We start from the raw sequence: 24,604 nt of genomic DNA, 5'->3' as shown, positions 1-24,604 counted from the left end.
GTTCAGAAGGGAGGTTGAAAAATTCGCGGTAAAGATGGCTGATTAGTGGCTTGAGGAGGTACAGGACTAGACGTTCGCGGACCACTTGGACGTGGAGCGGAAGAAGCTGTCGGTGCGTCCGGCATAGATTGTACCCCTTTATATAATCGCCACATAGCCGGTAAATTCTGGACAAGTGGTGCAAACTGCTGAACTAATGGTGCAAATTGTTGGGCGGTATTGAAAAAACGATTGGCGGTTTGCATATATTGTTCAGCCCGTGAAGGACCGTTTTCTTGCATGCCTGCTTGCTGTTGCGGAGCACTACCACGCATTTCCCGCGGACCCCTGGGATTCCCTTGCATGCCTTGGGGGAAAGGCATGGGTGCACTTTGTTGAATAGGCGGAGTGTTAGGTGTCATCCTAGACTGAGGTGGCTGATTGCTGAACGGATAAAATGATTGATATCTCATCACGAACTCCTTTCTAATTTTTTAGTTGTTTCCCCTATATCCTATGCGAAAAAAACCACTGATGGCACCGAATCATGGTACAATAAGATTTATCTAGAGGAGGAACGATATGTCTAAATTTACTGATTATCAATTCAAACCATTTTTGAGGGAAGCCATTCAAAAATTAGGGTTTGAAGAACCAACACCCATTCAAAAAGAAATGATTCCGTTGATCATGAAAAATACAAGTGCAATCGGGCAAGCTCATACAGGAACAGGGAAATCCCATAGTTTTCTTATTCCACTTGTTGAAAAGCTTAAGCCGGAGCAGGATGAACTGCAGACGGTCATTACAGCACCGACACGTGAATTAGCTGTTCAGCTTCATGATGAATTAAAAAAGCTAATCGAAGGAACGGATATTAAAAGTGCGATCCTGATTGGCGGTACTGATAAAAAACGCTCTGCTGTACGATTGAAGAGCACACCGCACATCATCGTCGGTACACCAGGGCGTATCCAAGATATGTCGGAAACCGGCGCATTACCGATCCACACTGCCACTCAGCTCGTAATTGATGAAGCGGACCTAGCATTCGACATGGGTTTCATTGAAGACATTGATAAGTTTGCTTCCAGAATGCCGGAGAAGATCAGCATGTATGTATTCTCTGCAACGATTCCTGAAAAATTGAAGCCCTTCTTATCGAAGTATATGAACTCACCTGTTCATGTGCGGATGGATGATAAAAAACCGTTGACGGAGAATATGCATTATTCATTAGTTCCTGTTAGAAGTATGGATAAAAACAAGAAATTACTTCACGTGATGGATGCCCTACAGCCATATCTTGCGATTATCTTCATGAACACTAAGCAAAATGCCGATCAACTAGCTACCTATTTAGCAGAGCATGGCCATAAGCCTGGGAAAATCCATGGTGATTTAACACCTCGTGAACGTACACGTGTTATGAAGAAAGTACGTGATCTAGAGTATCAATACATTGTGGCAACTGATTTAGCAGCAAGAGGGATCGATATTCCCGGTGTCAGTCACGTCATTAACTTTGAATTGCCAGATGATCTGGAATTCTTCGTTCACCGCGTAGGACGTACTGCACGTGCGGGCATGCAAGGTCATGCAATTACGTTATACGAACCGTCTGATGAAGACGCAATTAATCAAATTGAAAAGCTTGGAATTCCTTTCATACACGAAGATGTGAAAAACGGTGAATGGATTGAAGTGAAAGAGCGTCAAGCGCGTAAGAAGCGCGTGCGTGAAGTAGATGAAATTGATAAAAAAGCGGATTCCTATATTCGAAAACCAGATAAAGTAAAGCCAGGCTACAAAAAGAAGATGGCTGAACAAAAAGAAAACTTTAAAAGAAGACAAAGGAGAATAAAGAAGAAATCATGACACAAAATGATGTCCTTCTAGGTTCTCACGTATCCATGAGTGGTAAAAAGATGCTGCTTGGTTCAAGTGAAGAAGCTTTAAGTTATGGAGCCAATACATTCATGATCTATACGGGAGCGCCTCAGAACACGAGACGTAAACCAATTGAAGAATTGAATATTGAAAGTGGTACACAGAGCATGGAGACAAATGGTCAATCAAATCTCGTCATCCATGCACCATATATTATCAATCTTGCGAATACCACGAAGCCTGAAACGTTCCGCCTAGGCGTAGACTTTTTGCAACAGGAAATTCAGCGCACTGAAGCACTTGGTGCCAATCAAATCGTTCTTCATCCAGGAGCTCATGTGGGTGCTGGAACAGAAATAGGTATCGAAAAGATTATTGAAGGCTTGAATGAAGTATTATCTGAAGACGCAAATGTTCGGATTGCACTTGAAACGATGGCTGGTAAAGGAACAGAATGTGGGAGAAGTTTTGACGAAATTGCGAAGATCATCGACGGCGTGAAGTATAATGAACGGCTATCCGTTTGTTTTGATACATGCCACGTCCATGATGCGGGCTATGACATTGTCAATGACTTCACAGGTGTCTTGGATCAATTTAACGACATTATTGGATTAGACCGAATTTCCGTTATTCATGTGAACGACAGTAAGAACATTTGTGGTGCTGGAAAAGACCGCCACGAAAATATCGGCATGGGACATATTGGCTTTGAACCGTTAGCTTATATCGTTCATCATCCAGCGTTTAAAGACGTTCCAAAAATTTTGGAAACACCTTTCATTGGAATGGATAAAGCAAGTAAAAAGGCACCGTATGCTGTGGAGATTGACATGTTAAAAAACCATCAATTCACTCCTGCTCGATTGGAAGAATTGCATAACTAAAAGCTTTAAGCGTTGCGTAACCGCAACGCTTTTTCTATTGAAGTTTATAGTATTCCAAATACAGCATCGTCTTCTCATATCCAATGATCGAAGTGACTTTTTCGATAAATGCGGTTGGAATGCCTGTAAATAGCCAAGTGAATGAAACTTCATCCAGCAAAGGACGTAACTGCCGCACTTCTTTAGTAGACAACTCTACACCATAACTTGCCGCGTAATCTACAGCTTCCTGATCGGGCAACTGTTTAATTTCCTGAATTAACTGAAGTAAATCCATCTTCATCAATTCCTTTCAATTGGTTGTATCCCTCCGCATCTTACTATATAATTCATAAAGTAATCGGAATGATTCCGAATTAAAGGAAGGGATATGTATATGACAAATTCCATTATTAACTTAGAGCATATAACGCATAAATTTAACCATTCCATTGCGCTTTCTGATGTCAGTCTAGAAGTGAAACAAGGGGAGTTTTGGGCATTAATTGGACCAAATGGTTCGGGTAAATCCACATTGTTAAAGATCATACTAGGGTTGCTAAAACCGTCACAAGGAACCATTGAATTGTTTGGCGGGCCGATTGATTCGTTTAACCAACAACAAAGAATCGGCTATGTCTCTCAAAAGTCTAACGCATTTACGACGAAGTTCCCTGCAACTGTATTGGAAGTGGTAAAAAGTGGTTTGACTGCCAAAAAGGGACTGTTTAAGCGATTCGATAAAGAAGATGAACAGCAAGCCATTGATGCGTTACATATAGTGAAAATGGCAGACCGTAAAGATGAAAGTATAGGTGATCTGTCAGGTGGTCAGCAACAGCGTGTCTTTATTGCTAGAGCCCTCGTGAGTCACCCCGATTTGCTGATCATGGATGAGCCAACAGTCGGAATCGACAGACAAAACGTTGAATCCTTCTATTCTATGCTTAGCGAACTGAATCGTGAGTACGGAATAGCGATTTTACTCGTGACACATGAAATCGATGTCGTAACGAAGCTCGCAACGCATATTGCATGCTTGAATCGTTCTATCCATTTCCATGGTGTCCATGCTGACTATGAAAAAATGAGTGAGGCGGAATTGTCTGGTTGGTACGGTCATCCTATTCGTCGGCTCCATCAAAAAGAAACGGAGCCGGTTAAATGATTGAAGCTATTTTCACCTATGAGTTTTTACAAAATGCTATTTTATCCGGGCTGATTATCGGTCTAATCGCTCCCATGCTCGGCTTATTTATCGTAGTGCGTCGGATGTCTATGATTTCAGATGCGCTTAGTCACGTAGCACTTGCAGGGATTGCAGGCAGTCTCTATTTAAGTCAGCAAGTATTGTTCTTTGCAGCGCTTAATCCAGTATATTTAGGAATGGGCGCTGCGGTAGTCGGATCTTTATTGATCGAGCGATTGCGCAGAGTGTATAAAAGCTTTGAGGAACTGGCGATTCCGATTATTTTATCTGCCGGAATTGGTTTTGGGGCCATATTCATTTCTCTTGCCAAAGGATTCGGCACAGATTTAGTCGGTTATTTATTTGGATCGGTATCCGCCGTGAGTCGGCAAGATTTATATATTGTTATGTTAATAGCTGTTATGGTGATTGCATTTATCTATTTCTTATATAAAGAGCTATTTTCATTGGCATTTGATCCCGAATATGCACGAGTTTCGGGAATTAATGAACGCGTCATTCAGGCAGCATTTATGATTATCACAGCGCTAGTTATTGGTGCATCGATGCGAATCGTTGGAATTTTGCTTGTCTCTTCGTTGATGACATTGCCTGTGGCGGCAGCTATCCAAGTAGCCAAAAGTTATAAAGGTGCACTGGTATATTCCATACTATTCGGGGAAATTGCGGTGGTCATCGGACTGATTTCTGCGTATTACTTAGATATCGCGCCTGGTGGGACCATTGTAGTTACATCGGTGTTCATTTTACTGTTAGTACTTTTCTGGAAAAAAGTACGGTCATGAGAAGCAGGAAAGGTGGCGTTAGGCTATGTCAATAGATGAAGCATGGGATATTCTATTGAAATATGATTATAAACGAACAAGAAATCGCGAGATATTATTGCAGTTTTTTGATCAAGCGGATCGGTATGTGACAGCTATGGAAGTCCGAGTAGCTGTGGAGCAGGATAATCCAGGCATTAGTTTTGATACGATTTATCGGAATCTTGCCATGTTCTCAAAGCTTGGAATTTTAGATGAGACTGAATTGAACGGCGAGCGACTATTTCGCATGCAATGCGCTACGGATCACCATCACCATCATTTCATTTGTACAACGTGTGGTGGTACGAAATCCATTCCGATTTGCCCGATGGATAGTGTGACAGTCAATTTGTCCGAGTATGAAATAGAAGGGCATAAGTTCGAGATTTATGGTAGATGTCCAAATTGTATAGCTGGGTAGGTTAAAAAAGGCAGTACATCATTTTATGTTCATGATGTACTGCCTTTTATTATGTACTAGTATTTGGATGGAAGTAAACGGTAAGATCATTCCGGTTTATTTTACCTGGATTTTCACATTATTATACATGTGAGAATCAAGGTAAGGTGCAGAAATAGAAGTATACTACGAAAAAAAGCACCGCAATGTGCGATGCTCTTCCGATCACTTACTCTTTATCATTTCAGTCGCGTGAAACAGCTGCCTAACGTACTGATCAGCTTGTTTCCAATTCGCTACACGTATGACACCTTTTGGAATTGGATCCTGGTTATAAGGTGTATCAAACAAGAACACCGGAATATCCAATTCTTCATGAATCCCAACTGCATTGTCATGCTTGTCCTCGAGGAATACATCTACGTTGAATTGCCTAGCCGTCTCAATTTTATGATGTGTGCCAATCAACTCTACGTGGTCATAAGGTATTTGTTGCTCATGAAACCAGTTCGTTGTAGACTCGAGTACATTTCGACCACGTGCCGAAATATAAAACAACTCGAACTGTTTCTGCCAATTCGTTAAGACTTCTTGTGCAAATTCTTGAGCAGGGGAAGTCTGATAGATCAATTCTTCCGTTTCCTTGTACCATTGCCCAAACTGTATAGGATCCACATCAAACGCTTTCGTCAAATCATACTCTTTAATATCATCGAGTGTCAGATTGGAACCGAAATGTTTGTTGATGTGGGGGAGAAGGGCTGTCGGAGTAGTTACCGTTCCGTCAATATCGATCCCGAAACGAATATCCCTCATTCAGAAACGCTACCTTGTGCTGCAAGTGCTTCTTCTTGTCTCTTCTTCTCAAAATACTCCTCAGCCAAAATGTCGATTTCTTTTTTCAATTCCTCGACCATTGTCTCTTCAGGAACTTTACGTACGGTTTTACCATGCATGAAGAGTAATCCTTCACCACGAGCACCGGCGATTCCAATATCTGCTTCACGTGCTTCACCTGGTCCGTTTACTGCACAGCCAAGAACTGCTACTTTTAATGGCGCTTTAATGTTCGAGATATATTCTTCTACTTCATTGGCAATCGAGATCAAGTCGATTTCGATACGGCCGCATGTAGGGCAAGAAATTAATGTTGCAGAGTTAGACGATAAACCGAATACTTTCAGCAACTCTTTCGCTACTTTGATTTCCTGAACCGGATCCGCACTTAACGATACACGCATCGTGTTACCGATCCCTGAAGATAGAAGAGAACCAAGTCCTGCTGCGCTCTTAATCGAACCCGCGAATAACGTACCCGATTCTGTAATACCTAAGTGTAACGGATAATCGAATGCCGCTGCCGCTAGCTTGTACGCTTCGATCGCCAAGTTAACGTCAGAAGCTTTAAGTGACACGATAATATCGTGGAAATCCAAATCTTCGAGGATTTTGATATGATGCAATGCACTTTCGACCATACCTTGTGCTGTAGGGTAGCCGTACTTTTCAAGAATTTTTTTCTCGAGTGAACCTGCGTTGACACCGATACGAATCGGTATACCTTTCGCCTTTGCCGCGTTGACAACAGCTTCTACTTTTTCTTTACGGCCGATATTACCTGGATTGATACGAATTTTATCTGCACCTTGTTCAATTGCAATCAATGCTAATTTATAGTCAAAGTGAATATCCACTACTAACGGAATATTGATCTGCTTTTTGATTTCACCAATCGAATACGCTGCACGCTCATCGGGACATGCTACACGTACGATTTGGCAGCCTGCATCCTCCAAACGTTTAATTTCTGCAACTGTTGCTTCGACATCATGTGTTTTTGTCGTCGTCATGCTTTGCATAAACAGCTCATTGCTTCCCCCTATTGTCAAATTACCGACTTTTACGGGACGGGTATTGGAACGATGAATCATTTCAGTCATTATGTCTCTCTCCTTCAAATGAGTAAATACCATCGAAATTCGATGGAATATAAAATTATCCTTATTCGCCTTCTTCGCAAGCCGATTCCACTTGTTCACCGATAGGCAACTTAATTTGTTCGCCAGCTAGAAATTGTTGGCGTTTGAGATGAGGGTTCATGGAATAAAATTGCTCCAACCTCTCAAGAAAGTTTTGTGTTGAATCTGGATATAATGCAAATAACGATTCTATTGTATCACCTTCAACCACTCGAATGACAATTGAATGATTTGAAGTTTCCTCTATACAGGACGATTCATCATCAAAAAAGGCTGCAAGAGGGATTGTCCCTTCCGTTAAATCCATTCGAACAAAATGAACTGTGCAGAATACAGCAAGTGCGATCAGTAAAATTCTCATCATGCATCCCTCCTGCACTACACTATGCAGACAAGAGGAAGTCTATTCATCGTGGGAGTTTTGGATAATAGACTGCTGCTCTCCACACAAAGAGTAGATGGACTAAAGATGCAAGCCACAAGCTATACGATTGCATGGCTTGAACAAATTCAAATGCCATCGTCAGCAAGATGGGTAATGTTGCGGCAATCGCTGCTGTTCGCCACATAAAACGGAATTCACCACGGCGACGCAATAGTTTCAATAGCAATACCCCTATGATAGCAAAAATACTGATGCGAATAAATAAATACGACGTAATAATGACCAATTGCAACACAAACGCGATTGGATAGATCAAAAAGCCGATTGTTTCGCCGATTTCCGCTAATTCAGGAGATGACTGGAACAGTGTATGATCACCTAGTACAAATTGTAAAAACGACACACCGGTGTAAAGAAAAATAAACACAAATATGTATTGAATGACTTTACCGATTGATAACATGCGAAACGCTGCAAGTTTTTTCGGTTCGTGTAATGAAGCTTTAAAGAGTTGATGAAATTTCACTGAGCCGGCCTCCCTTTCTACATACAGTCTACCATTTATTTAAAACATACAGCTTTGCAGAAATTTCGACATTCTTATGACATTTTATTGCTGCATTGTTAAGGTGATGTAAAGATTGCCGTCGGATACTTTACATTTGATGTATACAACTTGCATAATAAGTTGAAACTTCACGACGCATTTACGTAGTGAAGGGCAGTTAGAAATCATACATAAAACGTTTAATGGAGGTTGACAATTCAATGGAAGTGAACTGGCAGGAAGTGGTGTTCCAATTTCTTGGTGGATTAGGAATTTTCCTATTTGCAATTAAGTACATGGGGGACGGATTGCAAAAGGCTGCAGGGGACAGACTTCGTGAAATCTTAGACCGTTTCACAACCAATCCATTTATGGGTGTTCTAGTTGGTATTATCGTAACCGTGTTAATCCAATCTAGTTCTGGAACAACTGTTATTACAGTCGGTCTAGTAAGTGCTGGGTTCATGACACTTCGTCAGGCGATCGGTGTTATCATGGGCGCCAATATCGGTACAACTGTGACTGCATTTATTATCGGTCTAGACGTTGGTGCGTATGCGTTACCGATCATGGCATTTGGGGCCTTCCTGATCTTCTTCGTACGTAAAGCTAAAATCAAAAACTTGGGTGAAGTCATCTTCGGCTTCGGAGGATTGTTCTTAGGGCTCGAATTAATGAGCGACGGAATGAAACCCTTACGTTCATTAGAAGCATTTGCCGATTTCACTCTCGCAATGAGTGAACATTCATTGTTAGGTGTCGTTGCGGGAACAATCTTTACACTAATCGTGCAAAGTTCCAGTGCAACTGTTGGGATCTTGCAAGGACTCTATGCTGAAGATCTAGTAACAATGAAAGCAGCATTGCCGATTCTTTTCGGTGATAACATCGGGACGACAATTACTGCGGTACTTGCGGCACTTGGTGCATCTGTTGCAGCAAGACGCGCAGCAGCTGTGCATGTACTATTTAATATCGTCGGTACCATCATCTTTATGATCCTGCTCATACCATTTACGGCGTATGTCGAATGGATTTCTGGTGTTTTGAACCTCGAAAGCAAAATGCAAATCGCATTTGCGCACGGTTCGTTCAACGTCGCCAATACTATCATTCAATTTCCGTTCATTGCTGCTTGGGCTTATCTCGTCACTAAGATGATACCGGGTGAGGATGTGACGATCGAATATAAACCGAAACATCTTGATCGTCGTTTTATCGCACAATCACCAGCTGTGGCAATAGGCCAAGCTAAAGAAGAAATTGTTCGCATGGGTGACTTCAGTGTCCGTGGTCTTCAGGAATCATTCGAGTATTTGAAGACAGGCCAGAAAAAACACGCAGAAACAGCGTATCAAATTGAAGATGCCATCAACAATCTCGACCGCAAAATTACAGACTATTTAGTTGAAGTGTCAGTAGCAATCGTTTCACCGGCTGAATCCGGCCGCCATGTGTTATTGATGGATTCTGTTCGGGATATTGAGCGTATTGGTGATCATTTCGAAAACATTATAGAGCTGATAGATTTACGTGAAACTAATAAACTGAAGCTGACAGACGATGCGTTGGAAGATTTAACAGAAATGTTCACATTGACAATCGAAACTGTACAAAAAGCAATTGAATCATTGGATCAAAACGACACAGATCTTGCACGTGTTGTTTCAGAAAAAGAAGATTTAATTGATAATATGGAACGTCGATTCCGTAAAAACCATATTGTACGTTTGAATGAAGGACATTGTAGTGCGCAAGCGGGTATGGTATTCGTCGATATCGTGTCGAACCTTGAGCGAATTGGTGACCATGCAGTGAATATTGCAGAAGCCATTTTAGGCAAGCACGCATAATGAATTAAAGGAGTGACGACTATGTTATGGATCGGTTGGACATTGGCAATTCTTATGTTTGCGATCGCGTTTGTCGGATTGATCTATCCTGTCATTCCATCTGTTGTGTTTTTATTGGTAGGCTTCCTGCTTTATGGCGCAATCGTTTCATTTGAAGAGTTAACGTGGTTGTTTTGGGTAATCCAAGTATTATTCGTTTTGCTATTATTTGGCGCGGATACGATCGCAAATCTCGTCGGTGTTAAACGTTTTGGTGGTAGCAAAGCAGGAATGTGGGGAAGTACGATTGGGCTGCTTATTGGTCCATTCGTCATTCCGGTTGTGGGTATTTTAGCTGGACCTTTTCTTGGCGCAATCCTTGCAGAACTAGTTTTTACACGTTCCGGGATCAAACAAGCTTTTCGCACGGGAGTCGGCTCTGTTGTTGGTTTTCTGACTTCCGTTGCTGTAAAAGGTACTATTATGGTAGTTATGATTGTCATATTCCTATTTTTTCTCCGTTAACAGTCCATTTTCTTTGAATGCTGGCTCATATTTTGATAATGTGAAGTGGTAGGGCAAAACAGAGATAATTTAGAGGAGGAATGGAAAATGGCTTATACATTACCAGAACTACCATACGCATATGATGCGTTGGAGCCACACATCGACAAAGAAACGATGAACATCCATCACACGAAACACCACAACACGTATGTAACGAACGTGAACAACGCACTAGAAGGTCACGAAGAACTTCTTAACATGCCTGTTGACGAATTAGTTGCAAACTTGGACAAAGTTCCAGAGGACAAGCGTACAGCAGTCCGCAATAACGGTGGCGGGCACTCTAACCACTCATTGTTCTGGACAATCCTTTCACCAAACGGTGGCGGCAACCCAACTGGGGAAGTTGCAGAAGCAATCGACAAAAAGTTCGGTAGCTTTGACGCTTTCAAAGAAGAGTTCGCTAAAGCTGCAACAACTCGCTTCGGTTCAGGTTGGGCTTGGCTTGTTGTAAACAACGGTGAAATTGAAGTCACATCAACTCCTAACCAAGACTCACCTTATATGGATGGTAAAACACCATTGCTAGGGTTGGACGTTTGGGAGCATGCGTACTACTTAAACTACCAAAACCGCCGTCCTGACTACATTTCTGCATTCTGGAACGTAGTCAACTGGGATGAAGTTGAAAAGCGTTACCAAGACAATAAGTAATTGAAACCTGACACACATCTAGTTCGTCTAGATGTGTGTTCTTTATTGTTTTCATGCTATAATTCTTATACATAAACTTCCTGAGAAAGGAGATTCCTGTTGAAGAGAAACCAAAAAAAGACGGAGTCGCCAAAAACGAGTCAACGTCAACATATTGCATTTCGAATGAATTTTTTATTTGTAGCGATTTTTGTCCTTTTTTCCTTACTCATATTCCGTTTAGGTTATATGCAAATCGTCAAAGGGGAGGATTATGCACGCAGTCTTGAACGAACAGAGGAAATTGCGGTCAACACGAGCACACCGCGTGGAAGAATTTTCGACCGTACCGGGAAAGTACTCGTCGACAATGAAGCGAAAAATGCTATCACGTATACGAAAACATCCTCCACGACAACAAAAGAAATGCTTGCGCTTGCTAGAAAAATTGCGAAGTTGATTGATCAAGATACAAAGCGCGTGACAATAGGCGATAAACGGGATTTCTGGATTTTATTGAATCCTGTAAAAGCAGCTGATAAAGTACCTAAAAAAGAACAAAATAAGCTCAGTAAAGACGACAATAAATCTCAGAAAGATATTCAACGAGAGATTAACCAGCTGACACGCGACCGGATCACGGACGAAGAACTAGCTACATTAACAGCGGAAGATTTAGAAGTACTCGCAATTTATCGAGAAATGATGGCAGGTTACGCCTACTCCCCACAAATCATCAAGAGCGATGGCGTTACCGATAAAGAGCTTGCTGTGGTGTCTGAAAGATTGGATCAACTGCCGGGCGTCAATACGACTACGGACTGGGATCGAGTTAAGAAATCAGATAGTGCAATTCTAGGATCTACGACGAGTCCGATAGAAGGCATTCCTCGTTCTCACTTAAACTATTTCCTAGCGCGAGATTATTCGCGAAATGATCGCGTCGGACGAAGTTATTTGGAATTGTATTACGAAGACTTACTGAAAGGTCAAAAGACGATTGTGAAGAATATCAAAGACCGCACAGGAAAAGTCGTTGAAACGAAAACGGTGAAAGAAGGAAAGCCTGGTAAAGATCTGATCTTGACTACAGACACCAATTTGCAGAAAGCGCTTGAAGATGTCGTATCCAATAAATTATTGCGTTTAAAACAAGGTCCGAATACAGGTGCGTTGGAATCAGCATTCCTTGTCATGTTGGACCCAAACAATGGAGAAATTCTGTCTCTTGTCGGAAAGAAAGTAGTAAAAGATGAATCGACAGGACGATGGGCAATACAAGATTACACATTTGGTACATTTACTTCTGCGTATGAAGTGGGATCTACAGTGAAATTGGCAACCATGCTTACAGGATACAATGAAGGAGCCGTTAAAATCGGTGAAGTGAAAATTGACCAACCGATCAATATTGGCGGCAGGTACAAACGGTCCTTATTTAATCCGAATGGACGGGTTGCATTAAACGACATTTCCGCTATCGGTCGTTCTTCCAACGTGTATATGTTCCGTATTGCGATGGGGTTAGGAAAGGCAACATACCGACCGGGTCAAGGATTACCAATCGACAAGAAAGCATTTGATACATTCCGTGAAAACTTTGCGGCATTTGGTTTAGGTGTAAAAACAGGCATTGATTTACCTGGCGAATATACAGGCGTTACGGGTACGGAAACGATTCCCGGAAAGCTCCTCGACTTCTCAATTGGCCAGTTTGATACGTATACTCCTCTGCAAATGGCGCAATATGTGGCAACCATTGCCGCTGATGGAAATCGAATAGCACCGAAAATTTTGAAAGAAATTCGTGAACCTTCTCCGGATGGGGAAGTACTCGGAGAATTAGTTGAAGAAACACCCATAAAAGTGTTAAATCATCTGAAAAACTCACAAGCGGAAATCGATCAAGTGAAGAAAGGCATGCATTATGTATACTATGGCGCGAATGGTACTGCATCCGGTTTACTAGCGGGCGCACCCTATACAGGAGCCGGAAAGACGGGTACCGCCGAATCATTCTATTACACGGGTAATAAATCCAATCCTGTTATTCCGACAATTAACTTGTCCCATGTAGGATATGCCCCTGCTGATCGACCTGAAGTTGCGTATTCAGTAATCATTCCCTATATTTCAACGAATACGAAACGCTATCCATCCGCTACGGCAAGTGAAATAGCCAAAGAAGCACTCGATGTATTCTTTGAACAAAAAAGACAGAGAAGTTTACAGGCTGACAACGCGTCTCCGGATGTGAAGATACAGAAATAACAAGGATTGATCAATACAAAAAAGACGAAAACCAAATGGTTTTCGTCTTTTTTATAGGTGTAAAAAGATTTTAGCAATCTCAGGAAAGCGCATATCAGAGCGTAATTCGTATGTACCGGTTTTGATTTTTCGTGTGTAATCATTTTCAATTATATATAATTCGAATTCTTCCGCGTTTTTTATTAATTTTTCTTTTTCTAATTCACGTGATAACTCGGCAGGTGTAATGCCTGCTTTAACCGTGAAGCTCTTCGTGACAATTTCCTCCGCTTCACTTTTCTCTGGAATCGTATCTTGTTCAGATTCTGGTTGACGGATAGCATCTTTCCGCGACAATGTCTGTGCAATCGCCAGTTCTTTTTTTAGAATGGCTATTTCTTCTTTTGAATCTGCTAATTGCTTTTGCAACGAACCTTCGGATGTTTGTTGTTGTACGAAATACAGAATGCCACCAGCTATCAAACAACCAATACCTACAGCGCGCAATATTTCCTTGATCATGACAATCGCACTCCTTTGGAATGTAGCACGTCCGTTACTTCCTTTTCACTAAGTGAAGCGCGTTTGGCAATCTCGGGGACCGTGTAGCCTTGTTTGTGAAGAGAGATAATTTGATTGACTATAATTGCGTGTATCGTTTTTTGAGGTGCTGGTGAAATGGGCTCGGAAGTCGGGGATGCAACCATCAATTCCTCTTCAAGCAACCGCACTCTTTTTTTCAGATTACTCATTTCCTGATGAAGGCTAATCGAAACAGCTTCCAATTCATCATCCATCGAACGAGTCTTATTTCCGATAAAAAACGATAGTATAACAGCCAATACACCAATACTGAGTAATATTAAGGGGATATCCATAGTGTTTCCCTCCCGCATAGCTAGAATTTCCTTCATAATACCATAAGCATATGATGAATGATATTTGATTTTTTTTGCTGTACAATGATTGAATCTATGGTATAATATATTAGTCGTATAAATCATGCTCATGTTTTACTTATATCTATAGCTATTGAGTGGGAGGGACAGTAATGCGCGTAAACGTAACACTCGCTTGTACAGAATGTGCAGAGCGTAATTATATTACTAAGAAAAACAAGCGTAACAATCCAGAACGTATTGAAATGATGAAATATTGCTCACGTGAAAAAAAGCAAACTTTGCACCGTGAAACGAAATAATCATTAAAACCAAAACCTGCTTCGGTTTTGGTTTTTTCTTACGGGAGGTAGTACAGTGGAAAAGCAGCATCTTCGAAAACAGGTTATACAGCAATTACATCAATTAACTCCATCTGATCACGAACAAAAATCAGCTAGTATAGTAGAAAAAGTTCTTGCTTCGGATGAATTTAAGTATGCAGAAACAATCGGAATCACATTATCTAGATTTCCGGAAGTGGACACGCGTCGTTTGATAGAAATCGCTTGGCAAGCCGGGAAGCGAGTTGCGATTCCTCGATGTATCTCCTCTACGAGGGAAATGGATTTTCGTTTGATTGATTCATTTGATCAAACAGAAGTAGTCTATATGGACTTGAGAGAACCGAAAATAGATATAACAGAGTCTGTAAAACCAGAGGAAATTGACTTACAAATCGTGCCCGGCGTCGTGTATTCAGAGACTGGTTATCGGATTGGATTCGGTGGGGGTTACTACGATCGCTATTTGATAAATTTTCCATTTGAAACGATATCGCTGGCATTTGACTGTCAAATCCGCCATAATATAGTTAAGGAGCCGCATGACGTTCCGGTGTCCTATATTTACACAGACAAACATATTATAGATTGTCAGAAAGCTCGTGACGTGAATGAATGAATTTTATGATGTGATGAAATTGCTTAAACGGTTTGGTGTAATCATTTATACAGGAAATAAAAGACAGGACAGTATAGTAATGGAGTCCGAAGTCAAAGAACTGTATGATCATCAATTTATTGATCAACAAACATATATTCAAGCATTGCTTGTTTTGCGAAGAGAACAAACCAGCTAACAACTAGCTGATATCATACAAACTACTCATTCCTCGTATTATGTGAAACTTTTCACTCAGTCAAACGTATATATATACGCTGACAATAAAAAAACAGTATCTAAACGAAACGAAAGGAAGAGATGGAATGAGAAAATTTTCATGGCCTAAGCATTCCGTACTCATTATCGCTGTAATCGCAACTTGGTTGACTACCTACATCGGGTATTTCACCAGTTTCAATATGAAGATCGATAATGCTATGCAACAATTTATCTTACTAATTAACCCCCTAGCATTTCTATTGTTTATTTATGGGGTGGCTTTCTTTATTAAAAAGACAAAAATACGTAACCGATATATATTAGCGGTCAGTTTCATTACTTCTTTTATCATGTTTGCCAATGCTGTGTTCTATCGTTTCTTTACAGACTTTATTACACTGCCTTTATTGTTCCAGACGAGTAACTTTGCAGATTTAAGTTCTTCAATTACCGAGAACTTGCGTTTCCTTGATCTATTCTTTTTCTCGGATGTTTTGATCATTTTAGTAGTTATTCGCTTCTTCAAACAAGGTCCAGAACCAGTTCAAGAATCAAGCAGTAAAATGGGACGGAAAGTGTACTTTGCCGCCGCTGCTACGTTGATGATGTTCAATTTGGCGCTTGCAGAAACACAGCGACCACAGTTATTGACAAGAAGCTTTGATCGCGAATTACTCGTTAAAAACCTTGGTACGTACAACTACCATCTATATGATTTATTCGTTCAATCCAAATCCCATGCACAGCGTACATTTGCTGATGGTACAGAGTTGACAGAAATTGAGAACTACGTCAAAGCTAACCATGCGCAACCAGATCCGAAAATGTTTGGTACTGCAAAAGGCAAGAACGTAATTATCGTTTCACTTGAATCCTTACAAAACTTTGTTATTAACAATGATATGGATGGACATGAAATTACTCCATTCTTAAATGGATTAACAAACGATAAAGATACATTCTACTTTGACAACTTTTATCAACAAACTGGGTTAGGCAAAACATCCGATTCTGAGTTTATCGTAGAGAACTCATTATATGGACGTAACGGTAGTGCAGTATTTTTCACGCATAGTGGTAACACATATAACTCGCTGTCTGAACGTCTAGGCGAGAATGGTTATGCTACAAGTGTCATGCACGCAAACAGTAAGAGTTTCTGGAACCGTGATATTATGTATAAAGCACTTAACGTACAGAAGTTCTACGATGTGGATAGCTACACAATTGGTGAAGATGAAGCAGTCAACTGGGGAATGAAAGATATTCCGTTTTTCCGCCAGTCAGTTGACTTGATGAAAGATATCAAGCAACCATTTGCTACACGAATGATTACACTAACAAACCATCATCCATTTGATTTGGATGAGCAGGATAAATTAATTCCTGAATACACATCAAATTCCAACACGTTGAATAAGTATTTCCAAACAGTTCGATATATGGACGAAGCAGTTAAGGAGTTCTTTGAGGACTTGAAGGAAAGCGGTTTGTATGAAAACTCGATCATTGTCATGTACGGAGATCACTATGGTATTTCCGAGAACCACAATAAAGCAATGGGTATGTATATGGATAAAGAAATTACACCATTTGATAATGCAGAGCTTCAAAAGGTTCCATTATTCATTCATATACCAGGTTCTGGTGAAGGTAAGAAGATGCATGAGCTTGGCGGACAGGTAGATATCCGACCTACTATTCTTCACCTACTGGGAATTGATACGAAAGCAGATATGCAATTCGGTTCCGATTTATTTTCACCAGATCATGAACCATTTGTGATTTTCCGTGACGGCCGTTTTGTCACAGACAAAAATATTTACGCTCAGGAAGTTTGCTATGACATCGAAACAGGAGAACCAGCAATAGATGAAGCGCAATGTGAGCCGTATATTGAGCGTGCGAATACTGAATTGAATTATTCAGATGCTATCATCAACGGTGACTTGCTTCGCTTTAAAGAAAGACCAGATGGCAGTCCTGAAATGAAAGAAAGTAAATAAATTGATGAGCTGCGCGGCTGCCTATGCCGCGCAGCTCTTTTTTAACCAACTGAAGAGGAAGTGAAAAAGTGAAAAGAATTCTTATCTCAATAGTGTGTGCATTGTTTTTAATGTCATGTACGCAATCTGAAGATGTTGAAACCGAAGAACAACTAGTAGAAAAAGAAGCCGAGCCAGTAGAAAAACTTACAGCTTCACAAGATGATATTCGTTTTGTTGCAGGCTGGTTGAACGAAATGACGATTTTATTCGTCAATCAAAAAGACGCTAAAGACCGTCTGCTGTCGTTTGATTTGAAGACGGGTGATATACATACCTTATTTACGGCCACTGCAACGATCTCTGAAGTGCAAGTTCATCCTACTGCTTCGCAACTGCTAGTCAAAACAGCAGACGACTCAACAGAAGCTGTCATACATATACTCGATCATGCGGGTACTCCATTAAATGAAGTGTCGGTAGAATCCTCGGAACTTGAAATTCAATGGAACGAATTCGATGCTTCACAATTACTGATCACCGCTTTCTCTGATGATTGGAGTTACGAAATCATGCGCTATGACGCGAATGACGATACATTGGTAGCGGTAGAACTACCTGATCCGTTTCCCCGTTGGCTAGGTGCGGAAGAGTTGGTGTACATGGAAGACGTAGTGGTAATAAAACAAGCGCTGTCTACGGGAGAAGAGACTATACTCGCGAATAACGCCAACCAATTCCATACCTCTTCAGATCAAGTATTGATTGAATCATTTGAAGGCGAGCAGATACGATACACTGTAATAGATGCAAACGGGAAAGAGAAATATTCCTGGTTTTCCCAAGATGATTCATTCGTGATGGATCACGCTGTATTTTCGGATGGTACTACATTAATGATGACTGTTACCAATCAAACCGAGATGAGACCAACCAGTTTTCTAGTGAAGATACAGGACGGTAAGGAAGTAAAGCGCCAAGAACTACAGGGAGGCGGCGCCTTAGATTGCAAAGGCGACAAGTGTCTCATTGGATATAGTTTGGATACTTGGATGGATATAGAGACCGGTGAGACGGTAAAGTGGTTGGAGATCAAGCCGCAAGAATAAATTTGGGGAGTTACTGTTTTTACGTGGGGAATGAAAGGCAAGCTAGAATGCGTTCCGCCGAAGCGCCAATACTATCTACTAGCGAATCAAAAAAATAAGGACATCCCCAATGAAAGGGTGTCCTTATTTTTAGGAACTTATTTGTGTAGTTGTGGCGGGTATCCAGAATATATAACAGTAGCGATCGTAAATCCTCCGATAACTACAACCGTTACCACATTGAATACTATACTTAACAGATTCCGCTCTTTAAAAGCTTGGACCGTTCCAAAGACTGCTAAAATTGCAATCAATCCAAAAATGATGACTAATAAATTCATTGAGTAGACACTCCTTTCAACATTGAAAAAATGAATGCCATAAGCGATATTCCTCCTCTATTGTACTGTTAATGAATCGTTTTGTCGAGATTAAATAATGACGATTATTTGAAGTTTGTGTCCATATTCATTAATATTAGACTTAGAGGTGAGTTAAATGAGGATACATATACGTCCATTAGGTCCAATTCAGACGAATTGTTACATATTGGAAGACGAAGAGAAAAATTGTTTAGTTTTCGACCCAGGTGGAGATGGAGAGGCATTACTATCGGAATTACGAAAGTTATCTTTGAAGCCAGTTGCCATTTTGCTGACGCATGCACACTTTGACCATATCGGAGCGGTGGAAAAGATTCGGACTGCTTTTGATATCCCTGTGTATTTGCATGTGGCGGAAAAGAAATGGCTTGGGAGTCCCGAGTTAAACGGTTCTGCTAAATACCCCGTATTACCTGACGTGATTTGTCATCCTGCTGACGTACTACTTCATGATGAAAAGTATTTGGAAGTGGGTCCGTTTAAGATGGAGCTACGTCATGTGCCTGGACACTCGCCTGGAAGCGTTTGTTATATCTTTGAAGATGAAGGGTTCGCAATCGTAGGAGATACATTGTTCCAAGGAAGCGTAGGCCGTACCGACTTGCCTGGTGGCGATACGGAAACATTGCTCAAAGCGATTCACGAAAAATTATTGTCACTTGACGACGAGATGTTGGTCTATCCAGGACATGGACCTGCGACAACAATCGGAATTGAAAAAGACCAAAATCCATACTTACACGGATTTTGATCAAAATAAAGCATACAAAAAACAGCTTTCCATTGAGAAAGCTGTTTTTTGTATGTACGGATTAGTGTCCTCCGCCAGGTACGTGAATGAAAATAGAATAGTAACTAAAACCAACCATGAAGATCATCAGGTATGCTCCGAATAGGTAAACATACATACGCTCTGAAAGCTTCAAGTATCCAAGTAGAATAAAGAAGATTGTGCCTGCTACCATAAGTAAAGCAGCTGGAATCATATTTCCTACAAAGAACATTACCGCAAAAATACCTGACCAGAATCCTAAAAGTTTAAACATATTATCCATCTAAGAATCCCTCCTTCACAACATTACAATAAGCTCTTATCCATTATAATAGAACGTCAGCCTAAAAGTAAACTCCAATCGATTTTACATTGTGTCAAAAGAGTGTACTTGTCCGAACAGATTAAGATAGTAGCTGTTAATAGTATAACAGAACCTATGATGAAAATAATGTGAAAATTGGTTTTTGATATCAAATTGACGTAAAGAAATGAATTATGACCCCATATGGGCTATGAAAAATGAATTGACTTAAATGTCATACGTTTTTAAACAATTTAATTTCCATATATACTTCTTTCTAAGATAAAAAGTGGTCTTTTGTCGAATGGAGAAAGGAGAGAACTATGGAAACTGAAAAGAACATTATAGAAAAAACATGTTTAGAATTGCTTGAGAAAGCAATTAATTCTGAAGCGACAGATATTCATTTTGTGCCTACGGTAGAAGGATATGATGTGACAATTCGCAAGCACTCGTATTTTTCGAAAATCGGGCAGTATCCTCATACATTAGGCGGACGGTTAATTTCATTCTATAAATTCTTATCTTCTTTAGATATAAGCGAACAACGTCGTCCGCAAAGTGGTTCCTTCCACCGGTCTATCGTAGACTGCAACTTCTCTTTTCGCGTCTCGACAATTCCATCTATTCAATTGAGGGAAAGTGTCGCGATCCGTATTCAGAAACACGATAAAATCGTTACGCTCAACCAGCTATGTCTCAATCCTGAATGGACACAGCAATTGACTGAAGCTGCCGCTTATAAACAGGGACTGTTTCTTGTCACCGGACCAACTGGTTCTGGTAAAACGACTACATTATATTCCTTAACTTCCCATTGTGTATCCGAACTTAAGCGTCATGTCATTTCACTCGAAGATCCAGTAGAGAACAATCATAGTCATCTGCTACAAATTCAAGTGAATGAACGTTCTGGTATTTCCTATTCCGCTGGGTTAAAAGCGATTTTGCGTCATTCACCCGATGTCATCATGATTGGTGAAATACGTGACGCTGAGACAGCTAAAATCGCGGTTGAAGCGGCGTTGACAGGACACTTAGTACTTAGCACAATCCATGCGAAAGATCCGGTAGGTTGCTTGTATCGCTTACTAGACCTTGGAATTCAAGTGGAAGAGCTCAGACAGACCATTATTGCAATATCCGCTCAGCGACTGATTATACAACAGTCTGGGGAAGCGGCGGCAGTTTTTGAAATATTGCAAGAGTCAGATCTTCAATTAGCTACGGAATCAACGGTGAATGGTCTACGGTTTACGACTCCTGTTAATAAGAAAATTGAAGTACAACAAGCTTTGTATGAAAAGGTGCTGTATGGAACGGATTAGATTATTTAGTCCATCTTCCAATAAAAAATTAACAAAGCCGGCGGAGTTTCTAGTACGACTGTCAGTGTTATTACAAGAAGGATATACCTTTCATGAAGGACTCATTCTGATATTGCCTTATCACACGAAAGAGTATGAGGAAAAACTTCTGCAAGTAGAAGAAGAGTTGAAGATGGGATATGGTGTTTCGCATATTCTGAAGAGTTTAGGTTTCGGTAAAAGTATAATGTTGCCGATCGTTATTGCGGAAGTAGATGGCAACTTGATCCGCGCGTTGAAAGAAGTGGCGGATCGTGTCAACAGAAAGATGGAGAAGCAGAAGCAAGTTCGTAAACTGTTGGCGTATCCAAGTGTATTGTTTTCTTTCTTATTAATTTTATTGGTCGCGTTTCGGCAATTTTTCTTACCGAATTTTGAAGCATTGACTGTAATGCGGGCAAATGACAATGGAGGATTCGTCCAATTACTACCGAAACTCGTTTCATCGATACCAGACCTCTTGCTAGTTATGGCTATTATATTTGCTGTCGGTTTTCTAGTAGTTCGCTTGTGGTTAAGAAGATTATCTCCTTCTGATGTTTTGCGCTATATATTGAAAATCCCACGAATCAGAATATTCTACTGTGAAATGAAAACTAGGGATTTCGCTAGTGAGCTTGGAAGCTTATTACAATCTGGTCTTTCCATGCAAAACGCATTAGCTGTTCTAGTGGAGCAGACAGAGGATCCTATATTATCCGTTATCACGAATGAACTAAGTGAACACGTCATTTATGGGGAATCCTTACATGAAGCCATTCGTTTAACAAATGGACTCTCACCACGTCTAGCAGATTTTGCAAAACACGGAGCCGATAGCGGTTACTTACCGAAAGAACTTATGCTATATAGCGAACATACGAGTGAACAGTTGGAGGAGAAGATTACTCAGTGGATAACGATTTTACAGCCTGCCTTATTTGGTGTTCTGGCGGTTTGTATTTTATTATCCTATTTATCTATTTTATTACCTGTTTATAAGATGATCGACAGTATCTAAAAGGAGGAAAAATGTTGCGGAAGAATGAAAAAGGTTTTACGTTAATTGAAATGATGATCATCTTAAACGTTGGAGAGTGGGAAGAGCGCAACTACAGCGCTCGCAGGGGTTTATAGTTGACTTGGTAAGTCAAAAAACCACAGAAAAACCACATTTATTTTGATTTTAGATAAATTGGCGGAAATACTCATTAATTTTGTCGTCACTTTGCTTCTGCATTTTTTTCGTGACATGCGTGTAAATGTCGAGGGTGATATTTATGTTCGAGTGTCCGACACGCTCCATGATGACAGGCAAGTCCACACCGGCTTCGACGAGCATGGTGATATGTGTGTGCCGCAAGATATGAGTACCGCTAACATCTTTTATTCCATACGCCTTATATATTTTGTTGAAAACCGCAGCGATTGTGACAGCGCGGACAGGCTGCTGACTCCTACCTGTAAAGACTAGATTGCACCACACGGATTTAGGATCTCGTAAACCTATCAATTTTTCTTTATTATATTGGACCTTCATCTTCTTTAGTTCTTCGGCGAGATCCTTGTTAAAGGATACGGTACGATTTGAGTCTTCTGTTTTCGGAGGCACCAATTCAAATCCACCTTCATCAGAAGCCTTTTCAAACAACGTTTTGCTGACCACCAGCCTATGCTTTTCCAGGTCAATATCATCCCAAGTAAGTGCTAATGCCTCCCCGACACGTAAGCCGGTAGAAAGCATGGTGAGTGCCAACGGATAAGCGTTTCTTCTGCCAGAAGATTTTACACCTGATAAGAAGCTCTGGATCTCATCCTTTTCGAGATACTTTTTCTTTAAGTTAACGAGTTGCTGTGATTTCTTATTAGCTTTGGGAATTACAGTGTCTTTCACTATGTTCTTTTCGACATAATCATTTTTAAAAGCAAATTCGAACATTAAGTTCAATGCGGTTCGAGTCGAGGCGATATGATGTTTCGAAATATCTGTATCGCGCCTTTCAACTAAGAATTTCTGTATGTCGTTTATTTGTAACTTGCTGATCAAGTGGTTGCCATGCTTATCAATAAAGGGACGCATTGCCACCATTCTAGCTTTTACTGATGAAGCTTTAACCGTTTCTCTGTATACATTTAACCAGTCGTCATAAACTTCCTGGACGATTCTTTTTTGTGGTTGTCTTTGTTTAGATAATTCCTCTGCAGCTACCTGGGCTCTTTGTAATGCTTCTTTCTTTGTGTCGCCACGGCGTGTTACTTGTCGCCTCTGGCCAGTTAGGGGATTAGGTGTAGCGTCAGTGGTGCAAGACCATTTACCATTGCTTAATTTACGACAGTACATATTGATTTCTCCTTTCGAACAATAAACTCTTTTTAAGAATATACGTTCTGTTCAATGTTAAAAGAAAAACCCACCATAGGAGATGAGCTTTTTTAATAGGATACAAGATTTAAGTGATTACCAATATCTCCTTGATCTATTTTATTAGAAAAGAAGATAAATTCTTGACCTTTTGCTGGTGAAGCGATTGAATAATTTAAATAATATTTTTTTGGTCCAAATTTCACATATAACTTTTCGATTTCTGTAGCGATGTCATAAGTTAATATCCAGTATCTATTTCTCATTTTACTTTTTATCATCTTAGCTAATTCTACATGATCGTCGTGAGTATAAAAATTTGTATATAAGTCAGGTCCTTTATCATAATACGGAGGATCGAAAAAAGTTAAAGAATATCTAGTGTTTTTAATTACTAGTTCAATGAAATCTTTTGCATCATAGTTAAATACTTTAATGCGATGACCAAGTGAAGCTATTTTTTCAATCCTAGAAATTATATTTTCTTTATTAAAACGACAATCAATTTTGTTTTTACCGTCTTGATTCTTTCCGCCTAAAACTCCAGCTTTAATGATTCCAGAAAAATTAGTTCTATTCAAGAATAAGGTGGAAAATGCTAATGAAAGTTCATCAGCATTTTCTTTGTTATTTTGAACTTCTTTTTGTAAATACCATTGAGTCATTGTAATAGGGGTCTCTCGAATTAGCTGTATTAATTGATCAGTATTATTGACAATAGTGTTCCATAGTGCGTATATACCTCTATCAAAATCGTTTATTATTATCTGTTTTACATCATCATTTGCCAAAAGTCGGAGGGCAACGGCTGCTCCTCCAGCAAAAGGTTCGATATAGGTTTTTATATTGTTTTCTGTTACTAAATGCTTTACATATTGGTATGTCTTATTTTTCCCGCCTGGATATCTTAAAGGAGATAGGTTAGTCATTTTGTTCACCTCACATATACTTTATCAAAAATAGAATTTCTTGGCCAAC

General features: G+C 40.2%; 30 protein-coding genes. 18 read left to right on the top strand and 12 right to left on the bottom strand.

Annotated features, from left to right (window positions below; translation table 11 throughout):
* Window positions 1–2: 2 nt before the first annotated feature.
* Window positions 3–452: a VrrA/YqfQ family protein gene (gene vrrA, locus CSV67_RS03270; RefSeq protein WP_099630202.1), complete on the bottom strand. Its 450-nt coding sequence runs from the start codon at window positions 450–452 to the stop codon at window positions 3–5.
* Window positions 453–561: 109 nt separating this feature from the next.
* Here vrrA and CSV67_RS03265 point away from each other — a divergent pair, with 109 nt between their 5' ends.
* Both CSV67_RS03265 and CSV67_RS03260 read left to right on the top strand, forming a co-directional pair.
* Window positions 562–1,857, top strand: coding sequence for a DEAD/DEAH box helicase (locus CSV67_RS03265; protein ID WP_099630201.1), 1,296 nt, complete (start codon window positions 562–564; stop codon window positions 1,855–1,857).
* On the top strand, window positions 1,854–2,756 hold the full coding sequence (locus CSV67_RS03260; RefSeq protein WP_099630200.1) for a deoxyribonuclease IV: 903 nt from the start codon (window positions 1,854–1,856) through the stop codon (window positions 2,754–2,756). Before CSV67_RS03265 ends, CSV67_RS03260 begins: the two co-directional genes overlap by 4 nt.
* A gap of 34 nt (window positions 2,757–2,790) precedes the next feature.
* On the opposite strand, the gene CSV67_RS03255 is transcribed toward CSV67_RS03260, so the two are convergent.
* Window positions 2,791–3,033: a hypothetical protein gene (locus tag CSV67_RS03255; RefSeq protein ID WP_099630199.1), complete on the bottom strand. Its 243-nt coding sequence runs from the start codon at window positions 3,031–3,033 to the stop codon at window positions 2,791–2,793.
* 99 nt (window positions 3,034–3,132) lie between these two features.
* Between CSV67_RS03255 and CSV67_RS03250 the strand changes: the two genes are divergently transcribed.
* From CSV67_RS03250 to CSV67_RS03240, 3 genes are read left to right on the top strand one after another with little or no spacing between them, the layout of a single operon-like run.
* Window positions 3,133–3,903 carry a metal ABC transporter ATP-binding protein gene (locus CSV67_RS03250; protein WP_099630198.1) on the top strand — a complete coding sequence of 257 codons (771 nt, stop codon included), beginning with the start codon at window positions 3,133–3,135 and terminating at the stop codon, window positions 3,901–3,903.
* A complete protein-coding gene (locus CSV67_RS03245) occupies window positions 3,900–4,730 on the top strand; it encodes a metal ABC transporter permease (protein WP_099630197.1) in 831 nt (276 codons plus the stop codon). The genes CSV67_RS03250 and CSV67_RS03245 overlap by 4 nt, the downstream gene beginning before the upstream one ends.
* 25 nt (window positions 4,731–4,755) lie before the next feature.
* Window positions 4,756–5,172, top strand: coding sequence for a Fur family transcriptional regulator (locus tag CSV67_RS03240; RefSeq protein ID WP_099630196.1), 417 nt, complete (start codon window positions 4,756–4,758; stop codon window positions 5,170–5,172).
* Between the two features lie 204 nt (window positions 5,173–5,376).
* On the opposite strand, the gene CSV67_RS03235 is transcribed toward CSV67_RS03240, so the two are convergent.
* The 4 genes from CSV67_RS03235 to CSV67_RS03220 all read right to left on the bottom strand — a co-directional run bounded on the left by CSV67_RS03235 (window position 5,377) and on the right by CSV67_RS03220 (window position 8,041).
* Window positions 5,377–5,967: a 5' nucleotidase, NT5C type gene (locus CSV67_RS03235; protein WP_099630195.1), complete on the bottom strand. Its 591-nt coding sequence runs from the start codon at window positions 5,965–5,967 to the stop codon at window positions 5,377–5,379.
* Window positions 5,964–7,091 (bottom strand): flavodoxin-dependent (E)-4-hydroxy-3-methylbut-2-enyl-diphosphate synthase, encoded by a 1,128-nt coding sequence (gene ispG / locus CSV67_RS03230; RefSeq protein ID WP_099630194.1) that lies wholly within the window; start codon window positions 7,089–7,091, stop codon window positions 5,964–5,966. The genes CSV67_RS03235 and ispG overlap by 4 nt, the downstream gene beginning before the upstream one ends.
* A 61-nt stretch (window positions 7,092–7,152) precedes the next feature.
* Window positions 7,153–7,491: a hypothetical protein gene (locus CSV67_RS03225; RefSeq protein ID WP_099630193.1), complete on the bottom strand. Its 339-nt coding sequence runs from the start codon at window positions 7,489–7,491 to the stop codon at window positions 7,153–7,155.
* A 46-nt stretch (window positions 7,492–7,537) separates the two neighbouring features.
* A complete protein-coding gene (locus CSV67_RS03220; RefSeq protein WP_099630192.1) occupies window positions 7,538–8,041 on the bottom strand; it encodes a DUF1189 family protein in 504 nt (167 codons plus the stop codon).
* 242 nt (window positions 8,042–8,283) lie between these two features.
* On the opposite strand from CSV67_RS03220, the gene CSV67_RS03215 reads away from it, so the two are divergent.
* From CSV67_RS03215 to CSV67_RS03200, 4 genes are all read left to right on the top strand, one after another.
* A complete protein-coding gene (locus CSV67_RS03215) occupies window positions 8,284–9,915 on the top strand; it encodes a Na/Pi cotransporter family protein (protein ID WP_099630191.1) in 1,632 nt (543 codons plus the stop codon).
* A 21-nt stretch (window positions 9,916–9,936) separates the two neighbouring features.
* On the top strand, window positions 9,937–10,419 hold the full coding sequence (locus CSV67_RS03210; RefSeq protein WP_099630190.1) for a DUF456 domain-containing protein: 483 nt from the start codon (window positions 9,937–9,939) through the stop codon (window positions 10,417–10,419).
* An 87-nt stretch (window positions 10,420–10,506) separates the two neighbouring features.
* Window positions 10,507–11,115, top strand: a complete 609-nt coding sequence (locus CSV67_RS03205) for a superoxide dismutase (RefSeq protein ID WP_029054514.1) — start codon at window positions 10,507–10,509, stop codon at window positions 11,113–11,115.
* Between the two features lie 99 nt (window positions 11,116–11,214).
* Window positions 11,215–13,365: a peptidoglycan D,D-transpeptidase FtsI family protein gene (locus tag CSV67_RS03200; RefSeq protein ID WP_233192545.1), complete on the top strand. Its 2,151-nt coding sequence runs from the start codon at window positions 11,215–11,217 to the stop codon at window positions 13,363–13,365.
* A gap of 51 nt (window positions 13,366–13,416) precedes the next feature.
* Here the strand turns inward: CSV67_RS03200 and CSV67_RS03195 are convergent, their stop codons facing one another.
* A complete protein-coding gene (locus CSV67_RS03195) occupies window positions 13,417–13,866 on the bottom strand; it encodes a hypothetical protein (protein ID WP_099630189.1) in 450 nt (149 codons plus the stop codon).
* Window positions 13,863–14,222, bottom strand: coding sequence for a hypothetical protein (locus CSV67_RS03190; protein WP_099630188.1), 360 nt, complete (start codon window positions 14,220–14,222; stop codon window positions 13,863–13,865). The genes CSV67_RS03195 and CSV67_RS03190 overlap by 4 nt, the downstream gene beginning before the upstream one ends.
* A 173-nt stretch (window positions 14,223–14,395) precedes the next feature.
* Between CSV67_RS03190 and rpmG the strand changes: the two genes are divergently transcribed.
* The 5 genes from rpmG to CSV67_RS03165 all read left to right on the top strand — a co-directional run bounded on the left by rpmG (window position 14,396) and on the right by CSV67_RS03165 (window position 18,480).
* A complete protein-coding gene (gene rpmG / locus CSV67_RS03185) occupies window positions 14,396–14,545 on the top strand; it encodes a 50S ribosomal protein L33 (RefSeq protein ID WP_029054517.1) in 150 nt (49 codons plus the stop codon).
* Between the two features lie 55 nt (window positions 14,546–14,600).
* Window positions 14,601–15,185 (top strand): 5-formyltetrahydrofolate cyclo-ligase, encoded by a 585-nt coding sequence (locus CSV67_RS03180; RefSeq protein ID WP_099630187.1) that lies wholly within the window; start codon window positions 14,601–14,603, stop codon window positions 15,183–15,185.
* Window positions 15,178–15,363, top strand: coding sequence for a YqgQ family protein (locus CSV67_RS03175; RefSeq protein WP_099630186.1), 186 nt, complete (start codon window positions 15,178–15,180; stop codon window positions 15,361–15,363). The genes CSV67_RS03180 and CSV67_RS03175 overlap by 8 nt, the downstream gene beginning before the upstream one ends.
* 127 nt (window positions 15,364–15,490) lie before the next feature.
* Complete coding sequence (locus CSV67_RS03170; protein ID WP_099630185.1) at window positions 15,491–17,392, top strand: LTA synthase family protein; 1,902 nt, start codon at window positions 15,491–15,493, stop codon at window positions 17,390–17,392.
* 68 nt (window positions 17,393–17,460) lie between these two features.
* Window positions 17,461–18,480: a YqgU-like beta propeller domain-containing protein gene (locus CSV67_RS03165; RefSeq protein ID WP_099630184.1), complete on the top strand. Its 1,020-nt coding sequence runs from the start codon at window positions 17,461–17,463 to the stop codon at window positions 18,478–18,480.
* A 137-nt stretch (window positions 18,481–18,617) separates the two neighbouring features.
* Here CSV67_RS03165 and CSV67_RS03160 read toward each other — a convergent pair whose 3' ends face one another.
* Entirely contained in the window at window positions 18,618–18,800 is a 183-nt protein-coding gene (locus CSV67_RS03160) for a DUF2759 family protein (protein ID WP_029054522.1), read from the bottom strand.
* 157 nt (window positions 18,801–18,957) lie between these two features.
* On the opposite strand from CSV67_RS03160, the gene CSV67_RS03155 reads away from it, so the two are divergent.
* The gene (locus CSV67_RS03155) at window positions 18,958–19,593 is read left to right on the top strand and encodes an MBL fold metallo-hydrolase (protein ID WP_099630183.1); all 636 of its coding nucleotides are present in this window, start codon (window positions 18,958–18,960) and stop codon (window positions 19,591–19,593) included.
* A gap of 61 nt (window positions 19,594–19,654) precedes the next feature.
* Here the strand turns inward: CSV67_RS03155 and CSV67_RS03150 are convergent, their stop codons facing one another.
* Window positions 19,655–19,897 (bottom strand): DUF2626 domain-containing protein, encoded by a 243-nt coding sequence (locus CSV67_RS03150; RefSeq protein ID WP_099630182.1) that lies wholly within the window; start codon window positions 19,895–19,897, stop codon window positions 19,655–19,657.
* 344 nt (window positions 19,898–20,241) lie between these two features.
* Between CSV67_RS03150 and comGA the strand changes: the two genes are divergently transcribed.
* Genes comGA through CSV67_RS03135 form a run of 3 tightly spaced genes read left to right on the top strand, consistent with a single transcriptional unit; the run spans window position 20,242 to window position 22,401 of the window.
* Window positions 20,242–21,246 (top strand): competence type IV pilus ATPase ComGA, encoded by a 1,005-nt coding sequence (gene comGA, locus CSV67_RS03145; protein ID WP_099630181.1) that lies wholly within the window; start codon window positions 20,242–20,244, stop codon window positions 21,244–21,246.
* The gene (gene comGB / locus CSV67_RS03140) at window positions 21,233–22,285 is read left to right on the top strand and encodes a competence type IV pilus assembly protein ComGB (RefSeq protein WP_158232876.1); all 1,053 of its coding nucleotides are present in this window, start codon (window positions 21,233–21,235) and stop codon (window positions 22,283–22,285) included. The genes comGA and comGB overlap by 14 nt, the downstream gene beginning before the upstream one ends.
* 14 nt (window positions 22,286–22,299) lie before the next feature.
* Window positions 22,300–22,401, top strand: a complete 102-nt coding sequence (locus tag CSV67_RS03135; RefSeq protein ID WP_158232875.1) for a prepilin-type N-terminal cleavage/methylation domain-containing protein — start codon at window positions 22,300–22,302, stop codon at window positions 22,399–22,401.
* Window positions 22,402–22,450: 49 nt separating this feature from the next.
* On the opposite strand, the gene CSV67_RS03130 is transcribed toward CSV67_RS03135, so the two are convergent.
* Window positions 22,451–23,605 carry a tyrosine-type recombinase/integrase gene (locus tag CSV67_RS03130; RefSeq protein WP_099630178.1) on the bottom strand — a complete coding sequence of 385 codons (1,155 nt, stop codon included), beginning with the start codon at window positions 23,603–23,605 and terminating at the stop codon, window positions 22,451–22,453.
* Between the two features lie 92 nt (window positions 23,606–23,697).
* On the bottom strand, window positions 23,698–24,555 hold the full coding sequence (locus CSV67_RS03125) for a DNA adenine methylase (RefSeq protein ID WP_099630177.1): 858 nt from the start codon (window positions 24,553–24,555) through the stop codon (window positions 23,698–23,700).
* Window positions 24,556–24,604 lie beyond the last annotated feature (49 nt).

The organism is Sporosarcina sp. P2 (assembly GCF_002743255.1).
In the GTDB taxonomy this organism is placed as follows: Bacteria; Bacillota; Bacilli; order Bacillales_A; family Planococcaceae; genus Sporosarcina.
This window is presented reverse-complemented; position numbering and strand designations above follow the sequence as displayed.

Bases quoted from the DNA above. Each gene is read 5' to 3' on its own strand.
- CSV67_RS03210 (WP_099630190.1), top strand. From the start codon at position 9,937: ATGTTATGGATCGGTTGGACATTGGCAATTCTTATGTTTGCGATCGCG.
- CSV67_RS03205 (WP_029054514.1), top strand. From the start codon at position 10,507: ATGGCTTATACATTACCAGAACTACCATACGCATATGATGCGTTGGAG.
- CSV67_RS03215 (WP_099630191.1), top strand. From the start codon at position 8,284: ATGGAAGTGAACTGGCAGGAAGTGGTGTTCCAATTTCTTGGTGGATTA.
- CSV67_RS03175 (WP_099630186.1), top strand. From the start codon at position 15,178: ATGAATGAATTTTATGATGTGATGAAATTGCTTAAACGGTTTGGTGTA.
- CSV67_RS03265 (WP_099630201.1), top strand. From the start codon at position 562: ATGTCTAAATTTACTGATTATCAATTCAAACCATTTTTGAGGGAAGCC.
- CSV67_RS03125 (WP_099630177.1), bottom strand. From the start codon at position 24,555: ATGACTAACCTATCTCCTTTAAGATATCCAGGCGGGAAAAATAAGACA.
- comGB (WP_158232876.1), top strand. From the start codon at position 21,233: ATGGAACGGATTAGATTATTTAGTCCATCTTCCAATAAAAAATTAACA.
- CSV67_RS03250 (WP_099630198.1), top strand. From the start codon at position 3,133: ATGACAAATTCCATTATTAACTTAGAGCATATAACGCATAAATTTAAC.
- CSV67_RS03225 (WP_099630193.1), bottom strand. From the start codon at position 7,491: ATGAGAATTTTACTGATCGCACTTGCTGTATTCTGCACAGTTCATTTT.
- CSV67_RS03170 (WP_099630185.1), top strand. From the start codon at position 15,491: ATGAGAAAATTTTCATGGCCTAAGCATTCCGTACTCATTATCGCTGTA.
- CSV67_RS03130 (WP_099630178.1), bottom strand. From the start codon at position 23,605: ATGTACTGTCGTAAATTAAGCAATGGTAAATGGTCTTGCACCACTGAC.
- rpmG (WP_029054517.1), top strand. From the start codon at position 14,396: ATGCGCGTAAACGTAACACTCGCTTGTACAGAATGTGCAGAGCGTAAT.
- CSV67_RS03245 (WP_099630197.1), top strand. From the start codon at position 3,900: ATGATTGAAGCTATTTTCACCTATGAGTTTTTACAAAATGCTATTTTA.
- CSV67_RS03160 (WP_029054522.1), bottom strand. From the start codon at position 18,800: ATGAATTTATTAGTCATCATTTTTGGATTGATTGCAATTTTAGCAGTC.
- ispG (WP_099630194.1), bottom strand. From the start codon at position 7,091: ATGACTGAAATGATTCATCGTTCCAATACCCGTCCCGTAAAAGTCGGT.
- CSV67_RS03240 (WP_099630196.1), top strand. From the start codon at position 4,756: ATGTCAATAGATGAAGCATGGGATATTCTATTGAAATATGATTATAAA.
- CSV67_RS03195 (WP_099630189.1), bottom strand. From the start codon at position 13,866: ATGATCAAGGAAATATTGCGCGCTGTAGGTATTGGTTGTTTGATAGCT.
- CSV67_RS03150 (WP_099630182.1), bottom strand. From the start codon at position 19,897: ATGGATAATATGTTTAAACTTTTAGGATTCTGGTCAGGTATTTTTGCG.
- CSV67_RS03190 (WP_099630188.1), bottom strand. From the start codon at position 14,222: ATGGATATCCCCTTAATATTACTCAGTATTGGTGTATTGGCTGTTATA.
- comGA (WP_099630181.1), top strand. From the start codon at position 20,242: ATGGAAACTGAAAAGAACATTATAGAAAAAACATGTTTAGAATTGCTT.
- CSV67_RS03260 (WP_099630200.1), top strand. From the start codon at position 1,854: ATGACACAAAATGATGTCCTTCTAGGTTCTCACGTATCCATGAGTGGT.
- CSV67_RS03235 (WP_099630195.1), bottom strand. From the start codon at position 5,967: ATGAGGGATATTCGTTTCGGGATCGATATTGACGGAACGGTAACTACT.
- vrrA (WP_099630202.1), bottom strand. From the start codon at position 452: ATGAGATATCAATCATTTTATCCGTTCAGCAATCAGCCACCTCAGTCT.
- CSV67_RS03255 (WP_099630199.1), bottom strand. From the start codon at position 3,033: ATGGATTTACTTCAGTTAATTCAGGAAATTAAACAGTTGCCCGATCAG.
- CSV67_RS03155 (WP_099630183.1), top strand. From the start codon at position 18,958: ATGAGGATACATATACGTCCATTAGGTCCAATTCAGACGAATTGTTAC.